18 protein-coding genes are annotated in these 21,774 nt (G+C 70.3%); 10 read left to right on the top strand and 8 right to left on the bottom strand.

What is annotated here, in order from left to right:
- Positions 1 to 4: 4 nt before the first annotated feature.
- A complete protein-coding gene (gene ispG, locus V8246_RS00690; protein WP_336187489.1) occupies positions 5 to 1,270 on the bottom strand; it encodes a flavodoxin-dependent (E)-4-hydroxy-3-methylbut-2-enyl-diphosphate synthase in 1,266 nt (421 codons plus the stop codon).
- A 95-nt stretch (positions 1,271 to 1,365) separates the two neighbouring features.
- Between ispG and V8246_RS00695 the strand changes: the two genes are divergently transcribed.
- Together V8246_RS00695 and V8246_RS00700 are read left to right on the top strand one after the other, a co-directional pair.
- Positions 1,366 to 2,589: an ATP-binding protein gene (locus tag V8246_RS00695; protein WP_336188301.1), complete on the top strand. Its 1,224-nt coding sequence runs from the start codon at positions 1,366 to 1,368 to the stop codon at positions 2,587 to 2,589.
- 13 nt (positions 2,590 to 2,602) lie between these two features.
- A complete protein-coding gene (locus V8246_RS00700) occupies positions 2,603 to 3,157 on the top strand; it encodes a response regulator transcription factor (protein WP_162108894.1) in 555 nt (184 codons plus the stop codon).
- A 132-nt stretch (positions 3,158 to 3,289) separates the two neighbouring features.
- Here the strand turns inward: V8246_RS00700 and V8246_RS00705 are convergent, their stop codons facing one another.
- The 4 genes from V8246_RS00705 to V8246_RS00720 all read right to left on the bottom strand — a co-directional run bounded on the left by V8246_RS00705 (position 3,290) and on the right by V8246_RS00720 (position 7,948).
- On the bottom strand, positions 3,290 to 3,769 hold the full coding sequence (locus V8246_RS00705; RefSeq protein WP_336187490.1) for a copper chaperone PCu(A)C: 480 nt from the start codon (positions 3,767 to 3,769) through the stop codon (positions 3,290 to 3,292).
- 172 nt (positions 3,770 to 3,941) lie between these two features.
- The gene (locus tag V8246_RS00710; RefSeq protein ID WP_336187491.1) at positions 3,942 to 6,143 is read right to left on the bottom strand and encodes a TonB-dependent receptor; all 2,202 of its coding nucleotides are present in this window, start codon (positions 6,141 to 6,143) and stop codon (positions 3,942 to 3,944) included.
- Between the two features lie 62 nt (positions 6,144 to 6,205).
- The gene (locus V8246_RS00715; protein ID WP_336187492.1) at positions 6,206 to 6,604 is read right to left on the bottom strand and encodes a DUF2946 family protein; all 399 of its coding nucleotides are present in this window, start codon (positions 6,602 to 6,604) and stop codon (positions 6,206 to 6,208) included.
- A 63-nt stretch (positions 6,605 to 6,667) separates the two neighbouring features.
- Positions 6,668 to 7,948 (bottom strand): sialidase family protein, encoded by a 1,281-nt coding sequence (locus tag V8246_RS00720; protein WP_336187493.1) that lies wholly within the window; start codon positions 7,946 to 7,948, stop codon positions 6,668 to 6,670.
- Positions 7,949 to 8,066: 118 nt separating this feature from the next.
- On the opposite strand from V8246_RS00720, the gene xseA reads away from it, so the two are divergent.
- The 3 genes from xseA (at position 8,067) to V8246_RS00735 (ending at position 11,716) form a co-directional block, all read left to right on the top strand.
- Complete coding sequence (gene xseA, locus V8246_RS00725; protein ID WP_336187494.1) at positions 8,067 to 9,398, top strand: exodeoxyribonuclease VII large subunit; 1,332 nt, start codon at positions 8,067 to 8,069, stop codon at positions 9,396 to 9,398.
- A 101-nt stretch (positions 9,399 to 9,499) separates the two neighbouring features.
- Positions 9,500 to 9,844: a ribonuclease E inhibitor RraB gene (locus V8246_RS00730; RefSeq protein ID WP_336187495.1), complete on the top strand. Its 345-nt coding sequence runs from the start codon at positions 9,500 to 9,502 to the stop codon at positions 9,842 to 9,844.
- Between the two features lie 105 nt (positions 9,845 to 9,949).
- Entirely contained in the window at positions 9,950 to 11,716 is a 1,767-nt protein-coding gene (locus tag V8246_RS00735; RefSeq protein WP_336187496.1) for a VWA domain-containing protein, read from the top strand.
- 37 nt (positions 11,717 to 11,753) lie between these two features.
- Here V8246_RS00735 and V8246_RS00740 read toward each other — a convergent pair whose 3' ends face one another.
- Positions 11,754 to 14,669 (bottom strand): EAL domain-containing protein, encoded by a 2,916-nt coding sequence (locus V8246_RS00740; RefSeq protein WP_336187497.1) that lies wholly within the window; start codon positions 14,667 to 14,669, stop codon positions 11,754 to 11,756.
- Between the two features lie 249 nt (positions 14,670 to 14,918).
- On the opposite strand from V8246_RS00740, the gene V8246_RS00745 reads away from it, so the two are divergent.
- From V8246_RS00745 to V8246_RS00765, 5 genes are all read left to right on the top strand, one after another.
- Positions 14,919 to 15,473: an RNA polymerase sigma factor gene (locus tag V8246_RS00745; protein ID WP_162108884.1), complete on the top strand. Its 555-nt coding sequence runs from the start codon at positions 14,919 to 14,921 to the stop codon at positions 15,471 to 15,473.
- Positions 15,470 to 16,585 (top strand): hypothetical protein, encoded by a 1,116-nt coding sequence (locus V8246_RS00750; RefSeq protein ID WP_336187498.1) that lies wholly within the window; start codon positions 15,470 to 15,472, stop codon positions 16,583 to 16,585. The genes V8246_RS00745 and V8246_RS00750 overlap by 4 nt, the downstream gene beginning before the upstream one ends.
- Positions 16,582 to 17,172 carry a YigZ family protein gene (locus tag V8246_RS00755; protein ID WP_336187499.1) on the top strand — a complete coding sequence of 197 codons (591 nt, stop codon included), beginning with the start codon at positions 16,582 to 16,584 and terminating at the stop codon, positions 17,170 to 17,172. Before V8246_RS00750 ends, V8246_RS00755 begins: the two co-directional genes overlap by 4 nt.
- Before the next feature lie 44 nt (positions 17,173 to 17,216).
- Entirely contained in the window at positions 17,217 to 18,998 is a 1,782-nt protein-coding gene (locus V8246_RS00760; RefSeq protein ID WP_336187500.1) for an ABC transporter transmembrane domain-containing protein, read from the top strand.
- A gap of 69 nt (positions 18,999 to 19,067) precedes the next feature.
- Positions 19,068 to 19,445 (top strand): hypothetical protein, encoded by a 378-nt coding sequence (locus V8246_RS00765; RefSeq protein WP_336187501.1) that lies wholly within the window; start codon positions 19,068 to 19,070, stop codon positions 19,443 to 19,445.
- A 19-nt stretch (positions 19,446 to 19,464) separates the two neighbouring features.
- On the opposite strand, the gene V8246_RS00770 is transcribed toward V8246_RS00765, so the two are convergent.
- Both V8246_RS00770 and V8246_RS00775 read right to left on the bottom strand, forming a co-directional pair.
- Entirely contained in the window at positions 19,465 to 20,628 is a 1,164-nt protein-coding gene (locus V8246_RS00770) for an acyl-CoA desaturase (RefSeq protein ID WP_336187502.1), read from the bottom strand.
- Entirely contained in the window at positions 20,628 to 21,731 is a 1,104-nt protein-coding gene (locus tag V8246_RS00775; RefSeq protein ID WP_336187503.1) for a ferredoxin reductase, read from the bottom strand. The genes V8246_RS00770 and V8246_RS00775 overlap by 1 nt, the downstream gene beginning before the upstream one ends.
- Positions 21,732 to 21,774: the final 43 nt, after the last annotated feature.

Here is a 21,774-nt window from a genome sequence, read left to right on the forward strand (position 1 = left end):
CGGGTCAGCCGGCCGCACGCGCGTACTTGGCCTCGACGTACCCGTCGATCAGGGCGATGAACTCCTGCGCGATGTTCTCGCCGCGCAGGGTGAACTTCTTTTCGCCATCGACGAACACCGGGGCCGCGGGCGCCTCGCCCGTGCCCGGCAGCGAAATGCCGATGTTGGCGTGACGCGATTCGCCCGGCCCGTTCACCACGCAGCCCATCACCGCCAGCGTCATGTTCTCCGCGCCGGGATGGGTGACCTTCCACTCCGGCATCCGGCCGCGCACGTGTTCCTGCACGACCTTGGCCAGTTCCTGGAAGAACTCGGACGTGGTGCGGCCACAGCCGGGACAGGCCGTGACCATCGGCGTGAACGCGCGCAGGCCGGTGGTCTGCAGCAGTTCCTGCGCGACGATGACTTCCTGGGTGCGCGACTGGCCCGGTTCCGGCGTCAGCGAGATGCGGATGGTGTCGCCGATGCCCTCCTGCAACAGCACCGCCAGCGCGGCGCTGGACGCCACGATGCCCTTGCTGCCGATGCCGGCCTCGGTCAGGCCCAGGTGCAGCGCGAAATCGGTGCGGGCCGCCATGTCGCGGTACACCGCGATCAGCTCCTGCACGCCGCTGACTTTGGCGGACAGCACGATGCGGTCGCGCGGCAGGCCGATCTCGACGGCGCGTTCGGCCGAATCCACCGCCGAGCGGATCAGCGCCTCGCGCAGCACGCGGCCGGCATCCCACGGCACTTCGCGCGCGTGGTTCTCGTCCATCAGCTGCGCGGCCAGCGCCTGGTCCAGCGAACCCCAGTTGGCGCCGATGCGCACCGGTTTGCCGTAGCGGATGGCGAATTCGATGAGCTGGGCGAACTGGGTGTCCTTCTTCTTGCCGAAGCCCACGTTGCCCGGGTTGATGCGGTACTTGGCCAGCGCCTCGGCGCAGGCCGGCTCGCCCGCCAGCAACTGATGGCCGTTGTAGTGGAAGTCGCCGATCAGCGGCACCGAAATGCCCATCATCTCCAGCTTCTCGCGGATGCGCGGAATGGCGGCGGCGGACTCGGGGTTGTTGACGGTCAGGCGGACCATCTCCGAGCCGGCGCGCCAGAGTTCGGCGACCTGCTTCACGCTGCCGGCGATGTCGGCGGTATCGGTGTTGGTCATCGACTGCACCACCACCGGGCGACCGCCGCCCACGATGGTGTTGCCGATCTGGACGGCCTGGGTGATGCGGCGCGGCCAGGGCGCGGCGTCGGTAGGGGGCGTGGGGCGGGTGACGGCGTCGTGCATGCCCGCATTGTAACGTGGGCACCCCGCCCGCCTGCGACGCCGTGCCGCAGGCCGCGTGGGCGCGCTTGCACTAGCATGTACCGATGCCGAATACCCTGCTGACCACCACGCCGTCGTTCCTGCGCACGCTGTGCAACCTGCGCTGGGTGGCGATCGTGGGCCAGGCGGTGACCGTGCTGGTCGCGCTGGGTCCCTTGGGCATCGCCCTGCCCCGCTGGCCGCTGTGGGGCGGGATCGGTGCGCTGGCCCTGTTCAACGTGTACGCCACCTGGCGCAGCCGCCGGCCCGGCGAGGAGCGCCCGGGGGAAGCCTTCGCCCACATGCTGGTAGACGTGGCGGTGCTGTCCTGGCTGGTGGCCTGGAGCGGCGGCATCGGCAACCCGTTCAGCTCCATGTTCCTGCTGCTGATCGCCGTCTCAGCGCTGGCCCTGCCGCTGCGCTGGGTGCTGGCCACCGGCGTGGCCTGCCTGCTGGGCTACATCATGACCGCCGTGTTCGGCCGCCCGCTGCCGCACCTGCATGGCGGCCAGTTCAACGTGCACCTGTGGGGCATGGCGGTGAACTTCGTGCTCTCGGCCGGCGTGGTGCTGTACTTCTCCACCCGCCTGGTGGCCGCCTTGCGGATGCGCGAACAGGAACTCGCGCGCCTGCGCGAGCGCTTCGCGCGCAACGAGGGCATCGTCGCGCTGGCCACCCACGCGGCTGCCGTGGCGCACGAACTGAACACCCCGCTGGCCACCCTGACGCTGCTGGCCGAGGACATCCGCGAGCACGCCAGCGACGCGGATGTCCGCGACGACGCCGGCACGATGCGCCAACTGATCGACGTGTGTCGCGACCGCGTACGCGCGCTCGCCGCCTCGGCCGACATGGGCGTGCACCAGCGCGTGGACCTGGACGACGTGGTGCAGCGCTGGCAGCTGATCCGCCCGACGGTGGAGCTGCAGCGCACCGGCGCCCTGCCCCCCTGGCTGGCCACCGACGCCTCCACCGGGCACCTGCTGCAGGCGCTGCTGAACAACGCGGCCGATGCCAGCCGCCAGGCCGGCTCGCAACGGGTGGACCTGGACCTGCGCTGCGAGGGCGATGAACTGGTGGGCACCGTGCGCGACTACGGCAACGGCTTCCACGAATCGGTGCCGTTCCAGTCCGAACAACTCTTCCGCACCAGCAAGCCCGAGGGCATGGGCGTGGGCCTGGCCCTGTCGCACGCCACCATCGAGCGGCTGGGCGGGCGCATGACCATGCGCGCCGTGCCGCCCAAGGGCGTGCAGGTGCAGTTCCGCCTGCCGGTGGCGGGCAACGACGAATCTCCCTGATGCGAGGCATCCGATGAAAGGCCTGCTGGTCGACGACGACGAACTCTACGCGCGCACGCTGCAGCGCAGCCTGGCGCGCAAGGGCATCGAGACGGAAATCGCACTGGACGCGGCCAGCGCACTGGCGCGGGCGCGCGAATACCTGCCCGACTTCGCCCTGGTCGACCTGAAGCTGGGCAGCGATTCGGGCCTGACCCTGATCGAGCCGCTGCGCGCGCTGCGCGCGGACATGCAGATCCTGCTGGTCACCGGTTACGCCAGCGTCGCCACCGCCGTGGAATCGATCAAGCGCGGCGCCGACGACTACCTGCCCAAGCCGGCCACCGTGCCGACCATCCTGCGCGCACTGGGCCTGGAAACACCCGCCACGCCGATCGACGACATCGAGGCTGCCGAAGACACCATGACACCGCTCAGCCGGCTGGAATGGGAGCACATCCAGCAGGCGCTGGCCGAAACCGAAGGCAACATCTCCGCCGCCGCCCGCCTGCTGGGCATGCACCGGCGCTCGCTGCAGCGCAAGCTGGCCAAGCGTCCCGGACCGGAGCGACGCTGGGTCGACGAATAGCCGCCGAGGACAGCTTTACCGGCAACGCATCTGCCCGGCGAAGCTTCGGTCAACAAGCGTCGCTTCCTCCGGCGCCCCTCGCTGCCAGGGTCGGGCGCAGGGCGATGCCGTCAGGCGCTCCCTTCTTCTGCATCACTGGTGCGGCTTGGGCGACGCCGCACCGAGCGGCCTGACCTCGAACACGACCGGCATGCGGCCCGCGCGCTCGAACACGAGCGTCGCGTCCACCTGTTCGCCTGCCGGCAGTGCGCGCGTGGGCTGGATGAACATCAGGTGGTGACCACCCGGCTTCAGTTCGGCCATCGTGCCCGCGGGTAACGGCAGGCCATCGACCAGCTCGCGCATCCGGGCCACGCCCCCCTCGTCGCGCATCTCGTGGATCTCCACGCGCTGCGCCGCGGCGCTCTCGACCGTCAGCAGGCGGTCATCGGCCGACGTGCCGTTGTGGAGGGTGAGGAAGCCGCCGGCGACCGGTGCGCCCGGTGGCGTGGCGCGCAGCCACGGTCCGGTGACGGTCACGGCGGCGGATGGCGGGGCCGGCGGCTGGGTTTCATGGGGAGACGGCTGGCAGGCCGACAGCAGCAATATCAGGCTGGCAAGGGAACGTTTCATGTCGTGGTTTCCGTATCGGATGTGGACGAGAAGGTGTCGAGCAGGGTCAGCGGCCGTGCATGCGCGGCCACGCGCCCCAGGCCGCACAGGCCCAGTACGCAGGCCCACGCGATCAGCCAGCTGCTGACGCAGAGGAAGAAGATCGTGTCTATGGCAATCCCGGGCGATGCGGTCAGAAGGTCTTGCGCAGCACGATTTCCCAGCTGCGCGGATCGCCGAGATAGGCCATCGTGCTGCCCAGCGCGTACACCACGTGGGTGCGGTCGCCGAGGTTGCGGCCACGCACGCTAAGCTCGGTGCTCCCGTTCCACTTGAAGCCCAGGTGCGCGCCCCAGGTGGCATAGCCGGCGGTCGACAGCGTGTTGGCGGCGTTGGCGTAGCGCGATGAGACGCCGCGGACATCCAGGCCCGCCGACCAGCGCGGCCCGAACGCGTAGTCCACCCACAGGTTGCCCACGCGCGCGGGCGTGTTGGTGGGGCGATTGCCGGCACGCGACACCGGTACGCCGCCGACGTTCTCGTAGAAATCGTCGAGCGTGGCATCCACCCAGGCCAGGTTGCCCTCGACCTTCAGCGCCTCCAGCGGTCGCCAGCCGAACGTCGCTTCGATGCCCCGCGAGGACTGTTGCCCCACCGGCAGCGTCTGCCCCGGATGGGCGGGATCGGTGATGGCGAGGTTCCGCCGTACGATGCGGTACGCGGCCAGCGTGGCGAAGTGGCGCGCGTCGCGTGACTGGAACTTCGCGCCGACCTCGCCCTGCCGTCCCGTGGTCAGATCGAAGTCGCGCAGCGTGGCGAAATTGGCGGTGCTGAGGATGCCCGCCGGCGGATCGGCCGCGGTGCTGTACTGCGCATACACGCTCGTCTGCGGCGTGATGGCCCAGTTCAGCGCGACACGTCCCGTGGTGGGCGTGTACTCGCGCTCGAAGCGTGCGGGATTGGTGGCCGTGACCGCGCGGTGGTTCACCACGTCCAGCACGATGCGGTCGCGGCGCAGCCCGGTCAGCAGCGATAGCGAAGGCGTCAGCTCGGTCAGGTTCTCCAGGTACAGCGCCTGCGTGTGCAGCCGGTTGGTACGGTCGGGCGTGTAGACGATCGAGGTGCCGGGCACGTCGAGGAAGCGGCCCGGCGTCACGGCGTCGAGCGGCACGGTGTCCACCGTGGCCGACAGCGACAACGGAAAGCGTGTCTGCCGGTTGTAGCTGACATCCAGACCGGTCGCCCATTGCGTCGGCAACCCGAACAGCGCGCCGTCGTGGCTCCACTCCAGCCGGTTGCCGTAGACCTGCTGGTCGTGCCGCTGCAGCAGCGTGCCGGAGCGGATGACGCCGCCGTTGTCGGCCGTCAGGCGATAGCTCTCGACGTTGCGGTAATCGCGCAGCGCGTCGTAGTGGTAAACCGTGTTGCGCACGGTGTCGTGCCCGCCGGGCGTCCACTCCAGCAGCGAGCGTACCCAGCGCACGTCCTGTCCGTAGTAGCCGTCGGCGACGTTGTAGTTGCGACCCACCGTCTGCGGCAGCACCGACAGGCGACCGGTCGCGGGCTGGCGCACCGGCGTGCCCCAGTAGGGACGATGACTGTCCTCCTGCTGGAACTCGACCGCCAGCGTGTGGCGCAGCATGGGGGCGACCTGTACCAGCCACGACGCCGCGAGCGTCGAGGCTTCGCGTTCCTGCCCGTCGATCCCGCTTTCGGCGTCGCGCGTGCTCGCGTCCACGCGGATCGCCTGGCGCGTGTCGTCTCCCCCCACGCGCACGTTGGCCCCCATCGCCAGCGTGCCGTCGCGGAACGAGCCCCACGAAGCCTGCATGCCCGCTTCGTCGCGATCCAGCCGGGCCAGGCGGGTGACGTAGTTGATCGTGCCGCCGACCGCGCCGGCACCGTACAGGAAGCTCGATGGCCCGCCGATCGCTTCCACCCGCTCGTACTGCCACGCGTCCACGGGACGCGCGGCGATGCTGGCGTACTGCACGTCGATGCCGTTGAACAGCTGGGTGATCTGGCTGCCGGAGAAGCCACGGTAGGTCACCGCATTGCCATTGCCGGGCGGCGATGCCACGGTCAGGCCGGGGATGCCGGCCAGCGCCTCCTGCGTGGTGCGCACGCCGCGCGCATCCAACGTGTCGCGATCGATCACGGTGACCGAGGCCGGCGTCTGCAGGAGGCTCAGCGACAGGCGGGTGCCGGTACCGGCCGTCTGTTCAAGGCCGGCCTTGTGGCCTTTGACTTCAACGGTGTCGAGCTCGGTGGCACGCACGCCATCAGGCAACACGACGGATTCGGCGGCATGCGCGGACAGGACAAGCGAAAGGGCCGCGGCTACGGCCACGGACAGGCACGACGCACGCGGCGTCGCCCGGGACATCAGGGACATGGAAACTCCAAAGCACAAGGACGCGGCGCATCGGCCGCACGGTCAACCAGGGGTCTTGTGGTTCAGAGCAGGACGGGCGGTCCTTGCCCGCCCAGGCCACGCAGGCGCAGCCGCCTGGCGCGTGGAAGCGTTACGACGCTTGCGATCGCGTCTCCGGCCAGACGGGGGAACAGCAACGCGATGGCCAGTAGCAGCAAGGGCAGCGCCGCCGCCAGCGTGCAGTACGCGCAATCCGAGCCCATCGGCATGCCGTCGGGCAGCGGCGACTTACCGACCGGCGACTCGGCGCGCGTGTCGACCCATTGGGTGCCCTCGGTGGTGCACAGCTCGGTCCAGCCTGCCAGCACCTGCGGCCCGTCGCTCGCCATCCACCGCGTGATGGACGGCGCAAACGCCATCAGCAGCGCGGCCAGCAGGGCCAGCTGCAGCATCGGTCGGAGGAAGGCGTGTGAGCGGATCACCGTGGAATTCTAAGCGTTAAGGACTCTGGAGGTCAGATGCGACGGAATGTCGCACCCTCCTCATCAGGGCCACCTTACGCGTGCGCCGTGCAGGCCCGGCACGTCGCCGGCCACATCGGTCCACACCAGCCATGCGGCATCGTCGTGCCACTGCAGGCGGGGGATTCCACTCGCCCGCCCACGCGCGGACAGGGTGGCCACGCGCACGTGGTGCGCTTGCCGCCACGCGTCGTCGTATCGGCCCAGCACCAGCGTCTGGCGCTCGTCGGGCGCCTGCTCCAGCCAGCTCACCAGCAGATGACCCTCGCCGCGCGCCAGACCCAGGCGGCCCAGCACGTGCGGGCCCTTCGCCAGCGTCACCGGCGCGGCGAACGTGTCGCCCGCATCCGTGGAGCGCGCTGCCCGCAGCGCCGGCGTACCCTCCGCTTCCGTGTACCACGCGACCCAGACCGTCGCGCCATCGGCGACCACCACCGGCCCGTTCACCGGGCATCCCGCGATCCGCCAGCGGTCCGCATGCACGTCGCGCGGGGGCGTCCAGCGTTCGCCATCGAAGCGGACGATGCGCGTGTCGCGGATCTCGTCGTCGCTGCGTCCCCGGTAGACGACCACGACACCGCGATCCGTCACGGCGGACGAGGTGGTGCAGCAGTCGCAGGTGGACGTGTCGAGGGGCCATTCGGCGTCCTGCTTCGCCTCCGCGTCGTAGATCGCGGCACGCAGCATCATCGGCGCGCCACCGCCGTGATGGCCGTCATCGTGATGCGCATGCGCGCCCTCGACGGCCTTCTGCCGGCTGTCCAGCCAGGCGATGCCCAACCGGTCGCGCGCCTGCGGCCAGAACGTCACGAAGCCGTGATCGCCCGGCGTGCCGGCAGGATGCACCAGCTGAGGGGCGCTCCATGTCGCCCCGCCGTCGCCGGAACGCACCAGGTCGATGCCGTAGTCCATGCGCGAGGGCCCCGTGCTGCGCAGCCAGTGCGCCCACAGCGAACCGTCCTGCAAGGCATGGACGTGCGGTGTGTCGGCCCAGTTGACGAACCACTTCGCGCCTTCGGCGATCGTCCTGGGCGCATGCCAGTCCCCGGACTGCGCAGGACGACGGCTGAATCGCAGCCGATGCCCGCCTTTGTCCATCGGCTCCACCCAGCTCAGCAGCAGCGCACCGTCCGGCGCAGTGACCAGGTCGGGTTGCGCGGCAGGGGTGGGCGACGGCAGGCGCAGGTCTTCCACCTTGGGTTGGGCGGCGCCGACGGCGTGGGCCGGCGCGTCGGTGGGCGAACAGGCCGACAGCGCGACGATCAGCATCGGCAACGCGACATGGGACCAGCGTGACAGGGACATGCGGACGTTTCCGGCCATCGGGACCCCGGCATTCCATCACGGAATGCCGCCGCCCGACTGCGACCGCGTGTCGCAGGCATTCGCGTCACCCACCGGCGTCACCGTTTATCCTTCCCGCATGACCGACACCGCCCGCGACATCCTCACCCCCACCCAGCTGAACACGCTCGCCCGCGATCTGCTGGAAGGCGCGTTCCCGCTGGTGTGGGTGGAAGGCGAACTGGGCAACGTCACCCGCCCCGCCTCGGGCCACCTGTACTTCACCCTGAAGGACGCGCGCGCGCAGGTGCGCTGCGCCATGTTCAAGCCCAAGAGCCAGTGGCTGAAATTCGCCCCGCGCGAGGGCCTGCGCGTGCTCGCGCGCGGTCGTTTGACGCTGTACGAAGCGCGCGGCGACTACCAGCTGGTCATCGACAGTCTGGAAGAAGCCGGCGAAGGCGCACTGCGCCGCGCCTTCGAGGAGCTGAAGGCGAGGCTCACCGCGGAGGGCCTGTTCGACGACACGCGCAAGCGCGCCCTGCCCGCCTACGTGCGGCGTCTCGGCGTGCTGACCTCGCCCACCGGCGCGGCGGTGCGCGACGTGCTGAGCGTGCTGCAACGCCGTTACCCCTTGCTGGAGGTCGACGTGCTGCCCGTGCAGGTGCAGGGCGAAACCGCGGCGGGCCAGATCGTCGACATGCTGCAGCGTGCGGCGCGCAGCGGGCGTTACGACGTGCTGCTGGTCGCCCGCGGTGGCGGCTCGCTGGAGGACCTGTGGGCCTTCAACGATGAGCGCCTGGCGCGCGCCATCGCGGCCTCCCCGGTCCCCGTCGTGTCCGCCATCGGCCACGAGACCGACTTCACTCTCGCCGACTTCGCCGCCGACCTGCGCGCACCGACGCCCTCGGTCGCGGCCGAACTGCTGGTACCGGACCGGCGCGACCTGCTGGCGCGCGTGCAGGCGCTGCAAGGCCGGCTCGCGACGAACCAGGTGCATCGGCTGCGCAACGCCATGCAACGCGCCGACCGCGCCGCGTTGCGCCTCCATGCGCTGCGACCGCAGGCGCGCCTGGAGATGCTGCGGCGTCGCCAGGAAGACGCCGCACGCCGCCTGCATGCGCTGTGGCGCGACCAGCAGGCGCGTCGCCAGGCCGCACTCCGCCATGCCGACGCCGTGCTGCGCGCCCACGCGCCCCGGCGTCGGCTGGAACAACTGCGGGCGCGGCTGCTGGCCCTCGCCCCCCGCCCCCAGGCCGCCGTCGCCCGCACGCTGCAACGCGACGCCCTGCGCCTGCGCGCGCTGGCGCGTTCGCTGGAAGCCGTCAGCCCGCTGGCGACCGTCGCACGCGGCTACGCTTTGATCACCAAGGAAGACGGCACCCTGGTGCGCTCGGTGGCGCAGGTGCAGCCGGGTGAGCGCGTCGACGCACAGGTCGGCGATGGTCGCCTGACGCTGCGCGCCGAACCGTAGACCGGACGCGGATACCGCACGCAGGCCACCGGAACCGGGGCTATGGCACCCCACTTAAACGCGCGCCCGGCCGGCCGCGCGCATCACACCAGGAGCACGACATGATCACACGCGAACAACTGGTCGAGATGTTCGACAACATGGCCAGGGAAACCTCCTGGGACCTGAGCAAGCCGCTGGTCTGGGGCTATTTCTTCACGCATGGCTCGCGTCCCGCACTTGAAGCGGTCGTGCCGCTGCTGCAGGCGCAGGGCTACCGCGTCATCGCGCTGTACCTGGAGGACAAGGACAACCGGAAAGACCCGGACCTGTGGTGGCTGCATGTCGAGAAGACCGAAGTGCACACGCCCGACAGCCTCCATGAGCGCAACCAGGCGCTGTACCGCTTCGCCGAAGAACATGGCCTGGATGCCTACGACGGCATGGATGTGGGCGCCATCGACTGACGCGACACGCCCGCGCGCGGGGTGCGGATGCGGAGGCCTCCCTCGCTCAACCCCATTCCCCGACCCCGCGCGTTCGACTCCCTGTCCCACACACGGAGTCACGCCATGTCGCACCGTCTGACCGTCACCCTGCTGGCCGCCGCCCTGCTGGCCGCCTGCCAGTCCAGTCCCACCGCACAGCACGCGCCCGAGGCGGAAGCGGCCACCGCCGCGGCCGATGCCCAGCTCACCCACCAGGCCGCGGCGGCCGCACGCAGCGAGCAGGCCACGCTGGACAGCATCGTGGTGACCGGAACTCGCCTGCACCGCGAACAGGCCAAGACCGCCATGCCCACGGGGCACGTCTACGCGCCGCCTGCACCGCCGGCGCCGGTGATGGCGATGGAATACCGCATCGCCCACGCGCCACTGGCCCAGCCTGCCACGCCGGCCAACACCGAGAAGTACGCCGAACGCGACGACAATCCGGTCAAGCGCACGCTCGACGAACCCGTCTCCACGTTCTCCGTCGACGTCGACACCGGCAGCTACAGCAATGTGCGACGCATGCTGCGCGAGGGCCAGCGTCCGCCGGCCGACGCCGTGCGCGCGGAGGAATTCATCAACTACTTCCGCTACGGTCATGCCGCACCGACGGACCGCAGCCGTCCCTTCAATGTCACCACCGAACTCGCCCCTGCGCCCTGGAACGCCAAGCGCCAGCTGCTGATGGTCGGCATCAAGGGCTACGACGTACCCAAGGCGACGCTGCCGCCGGCCAACCTGGTGTTCCTGCTGGACACGTCGGGTTCGATGGAATCGCCGGACAAGCTGCCGCTGCTGAAGCAGTCCTTCGCCCAGCTGGTGCCGCAGCTGCGCCGTCAGGACCGCGTCAGCATCGTGGTCTATGCGGGCTCGGCCGGACTGGTGCTGCCGCCCACGGCGGGCGACCGCCACGAGGAGATCCTCGCCGCGCTGGACCGGCTGCAGGCCGGGGGCAGCACCAACGGCGGCGACGGCATACGGCTGGCGTACGCGATGGCCAAGCAGGCCTTCGTCAAGGACGGCGTGAACCGCGTGATCCTGGCCACCGATGGCGACTTCAACGTCGGCACCGTCAGCCAGGATGCACTGGAAACAATGGTGGCCGACCAGCGCAGGTCGGGCATCGCGCTGACCACGCTCGGCTTCGGCACCGGCAACTACAACGACGCCCTGGCCGAGAAGCTGGCCGATGTGGGCGACGGCAACCATGCCTACATCGACACGCTACAGGAGGGCCGCAAGGTGCTGGTGGACGAAATGCAGTCCACCCTGCTGACCATCGCGCGCGACGTGAAGATCCAGGTGGAGTTCAACCCCGCGGTCGTGTCCGAGTATCGCCTGATCGGCTACGAGAACCGCGTGCTGGCCAACGAGGATTTTGCCAACGACAAGGTCGATGCCGGCGACATCGGCGCGGGCCACGAGGTCACCGCGCTGTACGAGATCACGCCGGTGGGCAGCGGCGCCGCCCGCCTGCCCGCGCTGCGCTATGGCGACAGGCAGGTGGCCGCCGGCGCCCCGACCGACGAGGTCGCGCACGTGCGCCTGCGCTACAAGCTGCCGGGGCAGGACAGCAGCCGCCTGATCGAGGCGCCGGTCGCACGCACGTCACTGACCACGCAGCCCAGCGACGCGTTCCGGTTCGCCAGCGCAGTGGCGGCCTACGCCGATCTGCTGCGTGGCGGCCAGCGCATCGACGCATGGGATTGGCGCGATGTGGCCCGCACGGCACGACAGGCCGGCGGCCGCGACCCGCACGGACTGAAGGCGGAGTTCGTCGAACTGGTCGACCAGGCGCGAAGGCTGGTCGCGGTGCAGGACGATGCACCCGCCATCGCCGGCGAGTGAGCCGCAAGGAGGGCGGCATCGAGGCCGCCCTCCCGCTTTACCCGGCCTGTACCGTGTCGGCCATGCCGACCTGCTCCAGGCTCGCCATCGGCCGTCCCAGCAGATAGCCCTGGCCCAGATGGCAGCCCAGCTCGATCAGTGCGCTGCGCTGCTCCTCGGTTTCCACGCCTTCGGCGATGGTCTCGATGCCCAGCGTGCCGGCCAGCGCCAGGATCGCGCGCACCAGCGCCAGGCTCTCCGGCCGCGCTTCGGCGCCCAGTCCCGATACGAAGCTGCGGTCGATCTTCAACACCGAGATCGGGAACCGGTGCAGGTACGACAGCGCCGAGAAGCCTGTGCCGAAGTCGTCCAACTGGGCCAGGATGCCGTGCTGGCGCAGCGTGCGCAGGATGCGCAGCGTGCGCGGGGCGTCGTCGAGCAGCGCGACCTCGGTGATCTCCAGCCGCAACCTGGCCGGATCGGCGCCATGGGCCTCGAACATCGCCAGCAGGCGATCGCCGAAGTCGGGCGAACGGAAATGCCGCGGCGACACGTTCACCGAGATGTAGCCGTCCACGCCCCGCGCGATCTGCCGCACCACCTGCTCGTACAACAGCCAGTCGACCTGTTCGATCAGGCCGCTGTCCTCGCCCAGGCCGATGAACTCCGCCGGCAGCAGCAGTCCACGGCGCTCGTGCTGCCAGCGCAGCAGCGCCTCGTGGCCGATCACCCGCCCGTCGTCCATGCGGCGGATGGGCTGGTAGAACGGCAGGAAATCACGATGGTTGATCGCGCGGCGCAGGTCGGCCTCCAGATCCAGGCTCTGCATCGCCGCTTCGCGCATGGCTTCGTCGAACATGGCGCAGCGGTCGCGCCCCTGCTCCTTTGCGCGGTACATCGCGGCATCGGCATCGCGCAGCAGTTCTTCGCCATTGCGATAGCGCGGGTGCCACACGGCGATGCCCAGGCTGGCGGAGGGAAAAAGCTCGCGGCCGGCCACCCACATCGGCCGCCCCAGCACCGCCAGCAGGCGCTGGGCGAAGTCGCGCACGTTCTCCACGCCGTCCGTGTATTCCACCAGCAGGGCGAACTCGTCGCCGCCCAGGCGCGAGACCACGTCGTCCTCGCGCACGCTCATGGTGATGCGCCGCGCCACCTCCACCAGCAGTTCGTCGCCGGCGGCGTGGCCCATGCTGTCGTTGACCAGCTTGAAGCGGTCCAGGTCGAGGAACAGCACGGCGAAGGCCTGGCCGTCGCCATGCCGTGCGCGCTCGATGGCGGCCGACAGCCGGTCCAGCAGGTGCGGACGGTTGGGCAGACCCGTCAGCGCATCGTGGGTGGCCTGGTAGGTGAGCTGCTGCTCGGCGCGCAGGCGCTCGCCGATCTGTGCGCGCAGCTGGTGGTTGGCCTCGGCCAGCTCGCGGGTGCGTTCGTCCACCCTGCGCTCCAGTTCGGCGTGCGCGCTGCGCAAACGTTCGTGCGTGCGCTGCCGGTCCAGTCCGTTGCCGATGTGGTGGGCCACGAACGTCAGCAGGTTCTGGTCGTGCGAGGTGAACTTCACTTCTTCGGTGTAGCTCTGCACCACCACCGTACCCACCACGTCCTCGCCGCGGAACAGCGGCACGCCCAGCCAGCTGTACGCTGGCGGCCCGTGCTGCTGCAGCTTGCCCTGTTCGGCCAGTCGGGCGATCACGGGGCGGTCGGCCAGCAGCGGCCGGCCGGTGGCGATCACGTACTCGGTCAGCCCATTGGTCATGCGCCGCGACTTGCGCATCGGGTCGCGCTCGTCGATCGAGTAAGGGAAGTTGAGCTGCTCGCCGTCGTCCGAGACCAGGGCGATGTAGAAGTTCCGCGCATTGATCAGTTCGTCCACCACCACGTGGACGTCGGCATAGAAACGTTCCAGGGTCTCGGAGGTGATGGCGAGCTCGGTGATGCGGAACAGCGCGCGCTGCAGCTTCTCGGCACGCTTGCGCTCCATGATCTCGGCCTGCAGCTCGCGGTTGGCGCGCTGCAGCTCGTGCGTGCGCACCGCCACGCGATGCTCCAGCTCCACATGCGCATGCTTGCGGTCCAGCGCGGTCAGGATGTGCTGGGCCACGTACCCCAGCAGCGCGCGGTCCTCGTCGGCGTAGCTGGCGGGGGCGTCGTAGCTCTGCACGACGATGGCGCCGCAGACGCGGTCGTCGCGGCGCATAGGCACGCCCAGCCAGTCCAGGCTGTCCGGCCCGTGCGACGGGTCGCGGATCACGCCCAGCTTCTGCCGGATCACCGCCGACGGTCCCCGCAGGGGCTGGCCGTGGCGCAGCAGCGCGAACGTCATGCTGTTGGCCATTTCCTCTTCGCCGAATTCGCGTTCCGGTTCGGCGACATACGGGTCTCGCTGATCCGCGAAGTACAGGAAGCGCACCGTACGACGCTGGTCGTCGTAGAGGACGATGTAGCAGTTCTCCGCATACATCAGCGAGTTCACCACCGCGTGGATGCGGCGGAGCATCTCGGGCATCTCCAGGTCGGCACCGGCCAGATCGGCGATCTCGTACAAGGCCTGCTGCAGCCGCTTGGACTTCTCCAGGGACACGATGCGCGCCTGTGCGCGCGAGGCGTCCAGCGTGGTTTCCACCAGGGTACGCGCCAGCGCCAGCCACGCCGCTTCATGCTCGGCCGGGCGGCCGTGGGCTCCGGCCACCGCCAGCGCCATGCGGGCGTTGCCGTCGGCATTGTCCCAGGCGTGCACGCTCAGGTCCGGATCGTCGTGCTCGGCCGCGTCGGCCAGCGCCTGGTCCGCACGCCGCCGCAGCGCCGCCGATGCGCCCGGCGTGGCCGCGCTGCCACCGCCCAGCGCCCAGTCGCGCCAGCACACCGCCAGCTCCGCGTCCGGCGGCAGCAGGCCGCACAGGATCGCCGCGATCCGCTCTGCGGGCGACACGGGCGTGCTGGCCGGATTGTCCGCGCTGACCGATGGCGTAGGCATGACCGTGTCCCGACAGAGACGGTGCGTGAATCTGGATATCCCCCACGGCGAGCATACCGCCAGCCGGGCCCTGAACGGAAACGACCGCTGCAACCCCGCCGCACGTTCCGGGCCGTTCCGGAACAGGTGCGCCTTTTCCCTGCTCCCGCCACCTCCGCCCTCCGGTCGGCCTGCCGCGCGCGGCTCGCACCCGCTGCTCCCGCGTGTCCCAGCTTCACGCGCACGCGCGGACCGCTTACGCTGGTGCCGGTGAACGACCTTGCCGAGCCTGCCGACGAAACCCTGATGCTGGCCTACGCCAGCGGCGACGCGTCGGCCTTCGAACAGCTTTACGCACGCCATCGCGGGCCGCTGTACCGGTTCTTGCTGCGGCACCTGCGCGACGCCGCGCTGGCGGACGAGTTCTTCCAGGACACCTGGCAGCGCGTGATCGCGGCGCGCCAGGGCTGGAAACCGGAAGCCGCATTCGGGACCTGGCTGTACCGGATCGCGCACAATCGGCTCAACGACCACTGGCGCGCGCTCAAGCACCGGCCGCCCGCACCCGAGGACGCCGAGGCCCGCACCGAGCGCGTGCCGGACCCGGATACGCCGGAGCGCCAGCTGTCGCAGTTCGAACAGCGGCGGCGCCTGCAGCTGGCCATGGACGAACTGCCGCCGGAGCAGCGCGAAGTGCTGCTGCTGCGGCTGGAACAGGAACTGACCCTGGAGGAGATTGGCGAGATCACCGGCGTGGGCCGGGAAACCGTGAAATCGAGGTTGCGGTATGCGATGGACCGGTTGCGGACGAGATTGAACGAATGAAGACCCCCCACGAGCCCCTGACGCCCGAAGAACGCGCGCTGGCGCAGTCGCTGTCCCGGCTGGGTCCGCACGGCGGTCCATCGCCGGGGCTGGACGCGCGCATCCTGGCGGCCGCCCGTGCGGCCGCGCAGGAAGCGCCCGCACCGGGTGGGCAGGTGCCGCCCCCGCGTCGCCGCTGGCCGCTGGGCCTGGGCGTGGCCGCCTCGGTATTGCTCGCCGCCGGCGTCGCCTGGCAGCTGCGCCCTGCCTACGAGGTACCGGTGGCCAGCGAGGTCCCGGCCGCGGCGCCCGTCCACGCGCCCGCCGTGGTGATGGACAGCCCCGAGGCCGACATCGATCCGGCCGCCGTCAGCGCCGCCCCCGTCACCGTGCAGGAAGCGCCTGCCCCGGCGCTGCCGCCCACGGTCCCCGTCGACGCCGCGGCGTCGGGCCCCGCGCGCAAGAATGCGGAAGCGGCCGCGCGACAGGAGACGGCCCCCAAGCGGGGTCCGCTGGGACTGATTCCCGCCGTGCCCGGCCTTTCCGCCCCTGAAGCCCCACGGATCACGCGCTCCGCGCCCCAAGCCTTCCCGGCCGAGGCCACCAGCGCGCCGGCGCCCGCCCCGGTGGTGGCAGACGAAGCGATGGAGATGCAGGACGCTGCGGCTGCGGCGCAGGCGCGTGAACGGGCGGCCGCACAGCAGCAGGAACAGCGGATCCGCTACGACGAGGCGCGGCAGGAGAAGGCCCGGGCCACCGACGCACGTGCGCTGGAATCGATCACCGTGACCGGAAGCCGCGTCCAGAACCGGGAGACGCCCACCCGTGCTCAGGGAGCCGCCCCGGTGCCTGCCGACGTGACACCCCCCTCGCCACCCGCACCACCGCCCCCGGCCGCCAGCGCCGGCAGCAGCCAGCCCAGCGCCGCCCGTACCGCCCTGCGCCGCACCGACCTGCAGGTCCCCGTGGACGAGGACACACGGCTCCCGCCGGACGAATGGCTGGAACGCATCCGCCTGCGGCGCGACCTGGGCGACAGCGCCAATGCGTTGCGCAGCCTGCAACTGTTCGTTCAGGCGCACCCGTTCCAGCGCGTCCCGGACGATCTGCGCCCCTTGCTGGGCACGCCGTGACCGACACGCTTGCCGAGCGCACCTCCCATCTGCTGGAGGTGAAGCACAGCCGTTTCCTCGCCAAGGCCGCGCCGGTCGCCACGCCGGACGACACGCTGGCGTTCCTGCGCGAGATCGCCGTACCCGATGCCACGCACAACTGCTGGGCCTACCGGATAGGAGGCGAGTACCGCTCCAGCGACGACGGCGAACCTGCAGGCACAGCGGGGCGTCCGATCCTGGCTGCGATCGACGGCCAGGGCTTCGACCGGGTGATGGTGGTGGTCACCCGCTGGTATGGCGGCATCAAGCTGGGTGCCGGCGGCCTGGTCAGGGCCTACGGGGGCGCCGCCGCGGAATGCCTGCGCACCGCCCCGCGGCAACCGCTCGTGGTCACCACACGCCTGGTGCTGGCCTGTGTGTTCGATGACCTGGGAGCCGTGCATGCGGCCCTGGCACCATATCTGGCGACCAAACTGCAGGAATCGTTTGACGAGAATGGCGCGCTGCTGACGCTGGAACTTCCCGCGCATCGCGTGGACGCCTTGAAAACCCATCTGCGCGACGCCACCCGTAACCGGGTGCACGTGGTACCCGCAACGGCGTGAATCCGGCGGCAGGTGCGACACCCTCTTATCGATGCCGGATGCCGATGAACGACGACGCCACGACCACCCACACCGCTGCCGATCCCACGCCCAAGGCCAAGCTGGGCACCCTGCGCGCGCTGTGGCCGTTAGTGCGCCGGCATGGCGGACTGTTCACCGCGTGGCTGCTGGCCCTGGCGCTGGCCTCTGCGGCCACGCTGAGCCTGCCCGTCGCGTTCCGGCAGATGATCGACAACGGGTTCACCGACGGCGCCAATATCAACCGAGCCTTCCTGTTCCTGTTCGTGGTGGCGGTCGTGCTGGCCCTGGCCAGCGCCGCGCGCTTCTACTTCGTATCCCTGCTGGGCGAAAAGGTGGTCGCCGACCTGCGCGGCCAGCTCTACGGCCACCTGATCGGGCTGGACGCGGAGTTCCATGACCGCACACGCAGTGGCGAGCTGGTGTCGCGGCTCTCCGCCGACAGCGAACTGCTGCGGACCGTGGTGGCCACCAGCATGTCGGTCGCGCTGCGCAGCAGCGTCACCGTGATCGGCAGCCTGGCGATGCTCTTCGTCACCAGTCCGCGGCTGGCCGCCTTCGCGCTGATCGGCATTCCGCTGGCGGTGCTGCCGATCGTGCTGGGCGCGCGCCGGCTGGAAAAGGCCTCGCGCGCCAGCCAGGACCGCGTGGCCGATGCCAATACGCTGGCCAGCGAAACCCTGGGCGCCGTCCGCACGGTGCAGGCGCACGCGCGCGAACCTTACGAGCGCAGTCGCTTCGGCGCCGCCATCGCCACCGCCGTGGACGCGGCGCGCCGTCGCATCCGCGCCCAGGCCTGGGTGACGGCGGCGGCGATCACGCTGATCTTCGGCGCCATCACCCTGGTGCTGTGGTCGGGTGCGCACGATGTCATCGACGGCACGATGAGCGCCGGCACGCTGGGCCAGTTCGTGCTGTACGCCCTGATCGGCGGCGGTTCGGTCGGCGCCCTGGCCGAGGTCTGGAACGAACTGCAGCGCGCCGCCGGCGGCATGGGCCGCATCGCCGAATTGCTGGACGAGACGCCGACCATCCGCTCCCCGGCCGCGCCACGCGCGCTGCCTACCCCGGTGAAGGGCGAGATCCGCTTCGAGCATGTCGCGTTCCACTACCCTTCGCGGCCCGACCTGCCCGCGCTCGACGATTTCGATCTGACCGTGCGCCCGGGCGAAACGGTGGCCCTGGTCGGTCCTTCGGGCGCCGGCAAGAGCACCGTGTTCTCCATGCTGCTGCGTTTCCACGATGCGCAGTCCGGCAGCGTGCGCATCGACGGTGTGGACCTGCGCGACCTCGACCCCGCCCACCTGCGCGAACACATCGCCCTGGTGCCGCAGCAGCCCACCATCTTCGCCGCCAGCGCCGCGGAGAACATCCGCTACGGCAAGCTCGACGCCACGGATGCCGAGCTGCAGGCGGCCGCCGAGGCCGCCGAAGCGGACGACTTCATCCGCGAACTGCCGAGGGGCTTCGACAGCCAGCTCGGCGAACGCGGCGCGCGCCTGTCCGGCGGCCAACAGCAGCGCATCGCCATCGCCCGCGCCCTGCTGAAGGACGCCCCCATCCTGCTGCTGGACGAAGCGACCAGCGCACTGGACGCCCAAAGCGAGCGCGCCGTGCAGCATGCACTCGAGCGGCTGATGGCCGGACGCACGACGCTGGTCATCGCGCACCGGCTGGCCACCGTGCTCAAGGCGAACCGCATCGTGGTGATGGATCGCGGCCGTATCGTCGCCCAGGGCACGCATGCGGAACTGCTCGCCCAGGACGGCCTGTACGCGGAACTGGCGCGCCTGCAGTTCCTCGACTGATCCGCCGGGGGCGATGACGGCCGCCCGCGCACGGGTCTAGGATGCCGTGTTGCCCGCAGGAGATCGCGCATGATCCCCGAACCATTGCCGCCGCTGCTGCGCGGCCTGGGCACGCTGTTGATCCTGCTGACCAGCGCACTGGTCGTGACCGTGGAGCGTCGCGACAATGCCGAACGTGCCGAACAGGCGCACCTCGCCCGCATGGCGCTGGAGTCGGAACGATCGCTTCAGCAGGGCCGCACCGGCACGGACGCGCTCACCGCCGAACTCAGGCTGCTGCGCCTGCAACTGCAGGACAACGACCTGGCCGACGAGGTCTTCGAGAACCCCTGGTTCCAGTGGCTGGGCCTGCTGGGCACCGGCCTGATCGCAGCCTCGTTCTTCGCCGAATGGCAGCTCAAGCGCAGTATTGCCCGCGCAGCACGCGCAGTGTCGCCGGACGGCTAGGCGCGCACGCCTGCGCGCCTCACGCGGTGGCGTCGGCGTGCCGCAGCGGGGCGAACTTCGGCGGCCGGCTGGGGAAGGCGTGCCGCACGATCCGCCAGCAGACCTGGCCGAACTGGGTGAGCAGCGTGCCGGTGTTGTAGTGCTGGCCGTAGCGCGCGCAGATGGCGCGCACTTCCTTGGCCATTTCCGCGTAGCGGTTGGCCGGCACGTCCGGGAAGAAATGGTGTTCGATCTGGTGGCTCAGGTTGCCCGACATCACGTTCATCAGGAAGCCGCCGCGCAGGTTGGACGAACCGCGCAGCTGGCGCAGGTACCAGTGGCCGCGCGACTCGTTCTTGACGCATTCCTTCGGGAACGTCTCGGCGTTGGCGGTGAAGTGCCCGCAGAAGATGATCACGTAGGTCCACACGTTGCGCAGGCCGTTGGCGACCAGGTTGCCCAGCAGCACGGGCAGGAAGAACGGGCCGGCCAGCGCGGGGTAGATCACGTAGTCCTTGGCCAGTTGCTTGCCCATCTTGCGTACCACCGGCGCCGATGCGACGCGCAGTTGCCGGCTGCTCATCTTGCCGTGCCACCAGCGGCCCAGCTTGAGGTTCTGGATGGCGATGCCCCACTGGAACAGCAGCGCGAACACCACCGCGATGACGGGCTGCGCCAAGTAGAACGGCTTCCACTTCTGCTCGGGAAAGATGCGCAGCAGGCCGTAGCCGATGTCGTCGTCCAGCCCGCGCACGTTGGTGTAGGTGTGGTGGCGGAAGTTGTGCGTGTACCGCCAGTTGTCGGCGGTGCCGACGATGTCCCAGTCGTAGCTCTTGCCGTTGAGCTGCGGATCACCCAGCCAGTCGTACTGGCCGTGGATGACGTTGTGGCCCAGCTCCATGTTCTCCAGGATCTTGCCCAGGCCGAGCGACAGCGCGCCCAGCGCCCACAGCACCCAGAACAGCCAGCCGACCGCGCTGTCGGCCAGCCACAGGCCGCCGGCGATCGCCGCCGCGAACAGCAGCGCGCGCCCGATCAGGTTGCTGTAGCGCACCGCCTTCACCACGTTGCGGATGTAGCGCGCATCGCGCGCGCCGAGGGTCGCCAGCGTGCGGGCGCGCAGTGCGTCGAGTTCCGCGCCGAAGCGGTCCAGTTCTTCCGCGCTCAGCGCGCGGTTGCGGGAGGAGGTCGCAGGGGTGGCCATTACAGATCCAGCTCGAGGTCGGTGGCGGCGCTGTGGACGCACAGCTTCAGCGCCTGGGTGGGTTCGTGGAGGAGCTCGCCGCTGGGCAGGTGGCGCGTGCTGCCGGACGACTTGCCGCAGGCGCAGGTGTTGCAGATGCCCATGCGGCAACCGGCGGGCGGTTTCAGACCGTGCTGCTCCAGCGCCACCAGCAGGGATTGGCCGCGCGGCACGCGCAGCGTGCGTCCGCTGCGTCGCAGGCGGATGTCGACTTCGCCTTCGTCCACCACCGTCACGGGCGGCGCGGTGAAGGCTTCGGCCTGGAACGCCGCCACGCGCGGCGCCAGCAGGCTGCGCGCGGTTTCGACGAACCCGCCCGGACCGCAGGCCATCACCTGCCGCGCGGACAGGTCGCCGACATGCGCGCCCAGCAGCGCGTCGTCGATGCGGCCTTCGGCCTCGTCCGCGGCCTGCGCGGCCTCGCGCGTGAGCAGCAGGCGGAAATGGAAGCGGGGATGGACGGCGGCGAGCGCGCGCAGTTCGTCCAGAAAGCAGGCCTCTTCGCGCCGGCGCACCCAGTACAGCAGCGTCGTGTCGGTCGGCATGCCCTGGCCGGCGAGGTCGCGCACCAGCGCCATCAATGGGGTGATCCCGCTGCCGGCGGCCAGCAGGAGGAAGGCGCCACGCGGCGACGCGGGCAGCGTCATTTCACCGAACGCCTGGCCCAGGTCGACGATGTCGCCCATGCGGGCGTCATGGCACAGGTGACGGCTCACCTTGCCGCCTTCGATCGCCTTGACGGTGATCGGCAGCAGGCCGTCGGCGCGCGGCGGCGCGGTCAGGCTGTAGCTGCGGGTCAGCCGCACGCCGTCGATCTCGATACCCAGGTTCACATGCTGGCCGGCGCGGTGGCCGGCCCAGTGGCGATTGGGCTTGAACAGCAGGGTCACGGCGTCGGTCGAGGCGGCTTCGCGCGCCACCAGCCGCGCCAGCGGGCGGTCCCAGGTCCAGGTGCGATGCAGGCGCGAGGCCCAGAAGTCGAACACATCCGGCTTGACCAGCGGCCGGATCAGGCGTTTCAGGGGGCCGGGCCGGCGGGCCGGCGGTCGGATCTGGGCATTCATGTCCCCACTATACCCGCGGGAAGACGCATGTGTATACACTTGT

Source organism: Pseudoxanthomonas sp. F11 (genome assembly GCF_037046485.1).
Taxonomy (GTDB): domain Bacteria; phylum Pseudomonadota; class Gammaproteobacteria; order Xanthomonadales; family Xanthomonadaceae; genus Pseudoxanthomonas_A.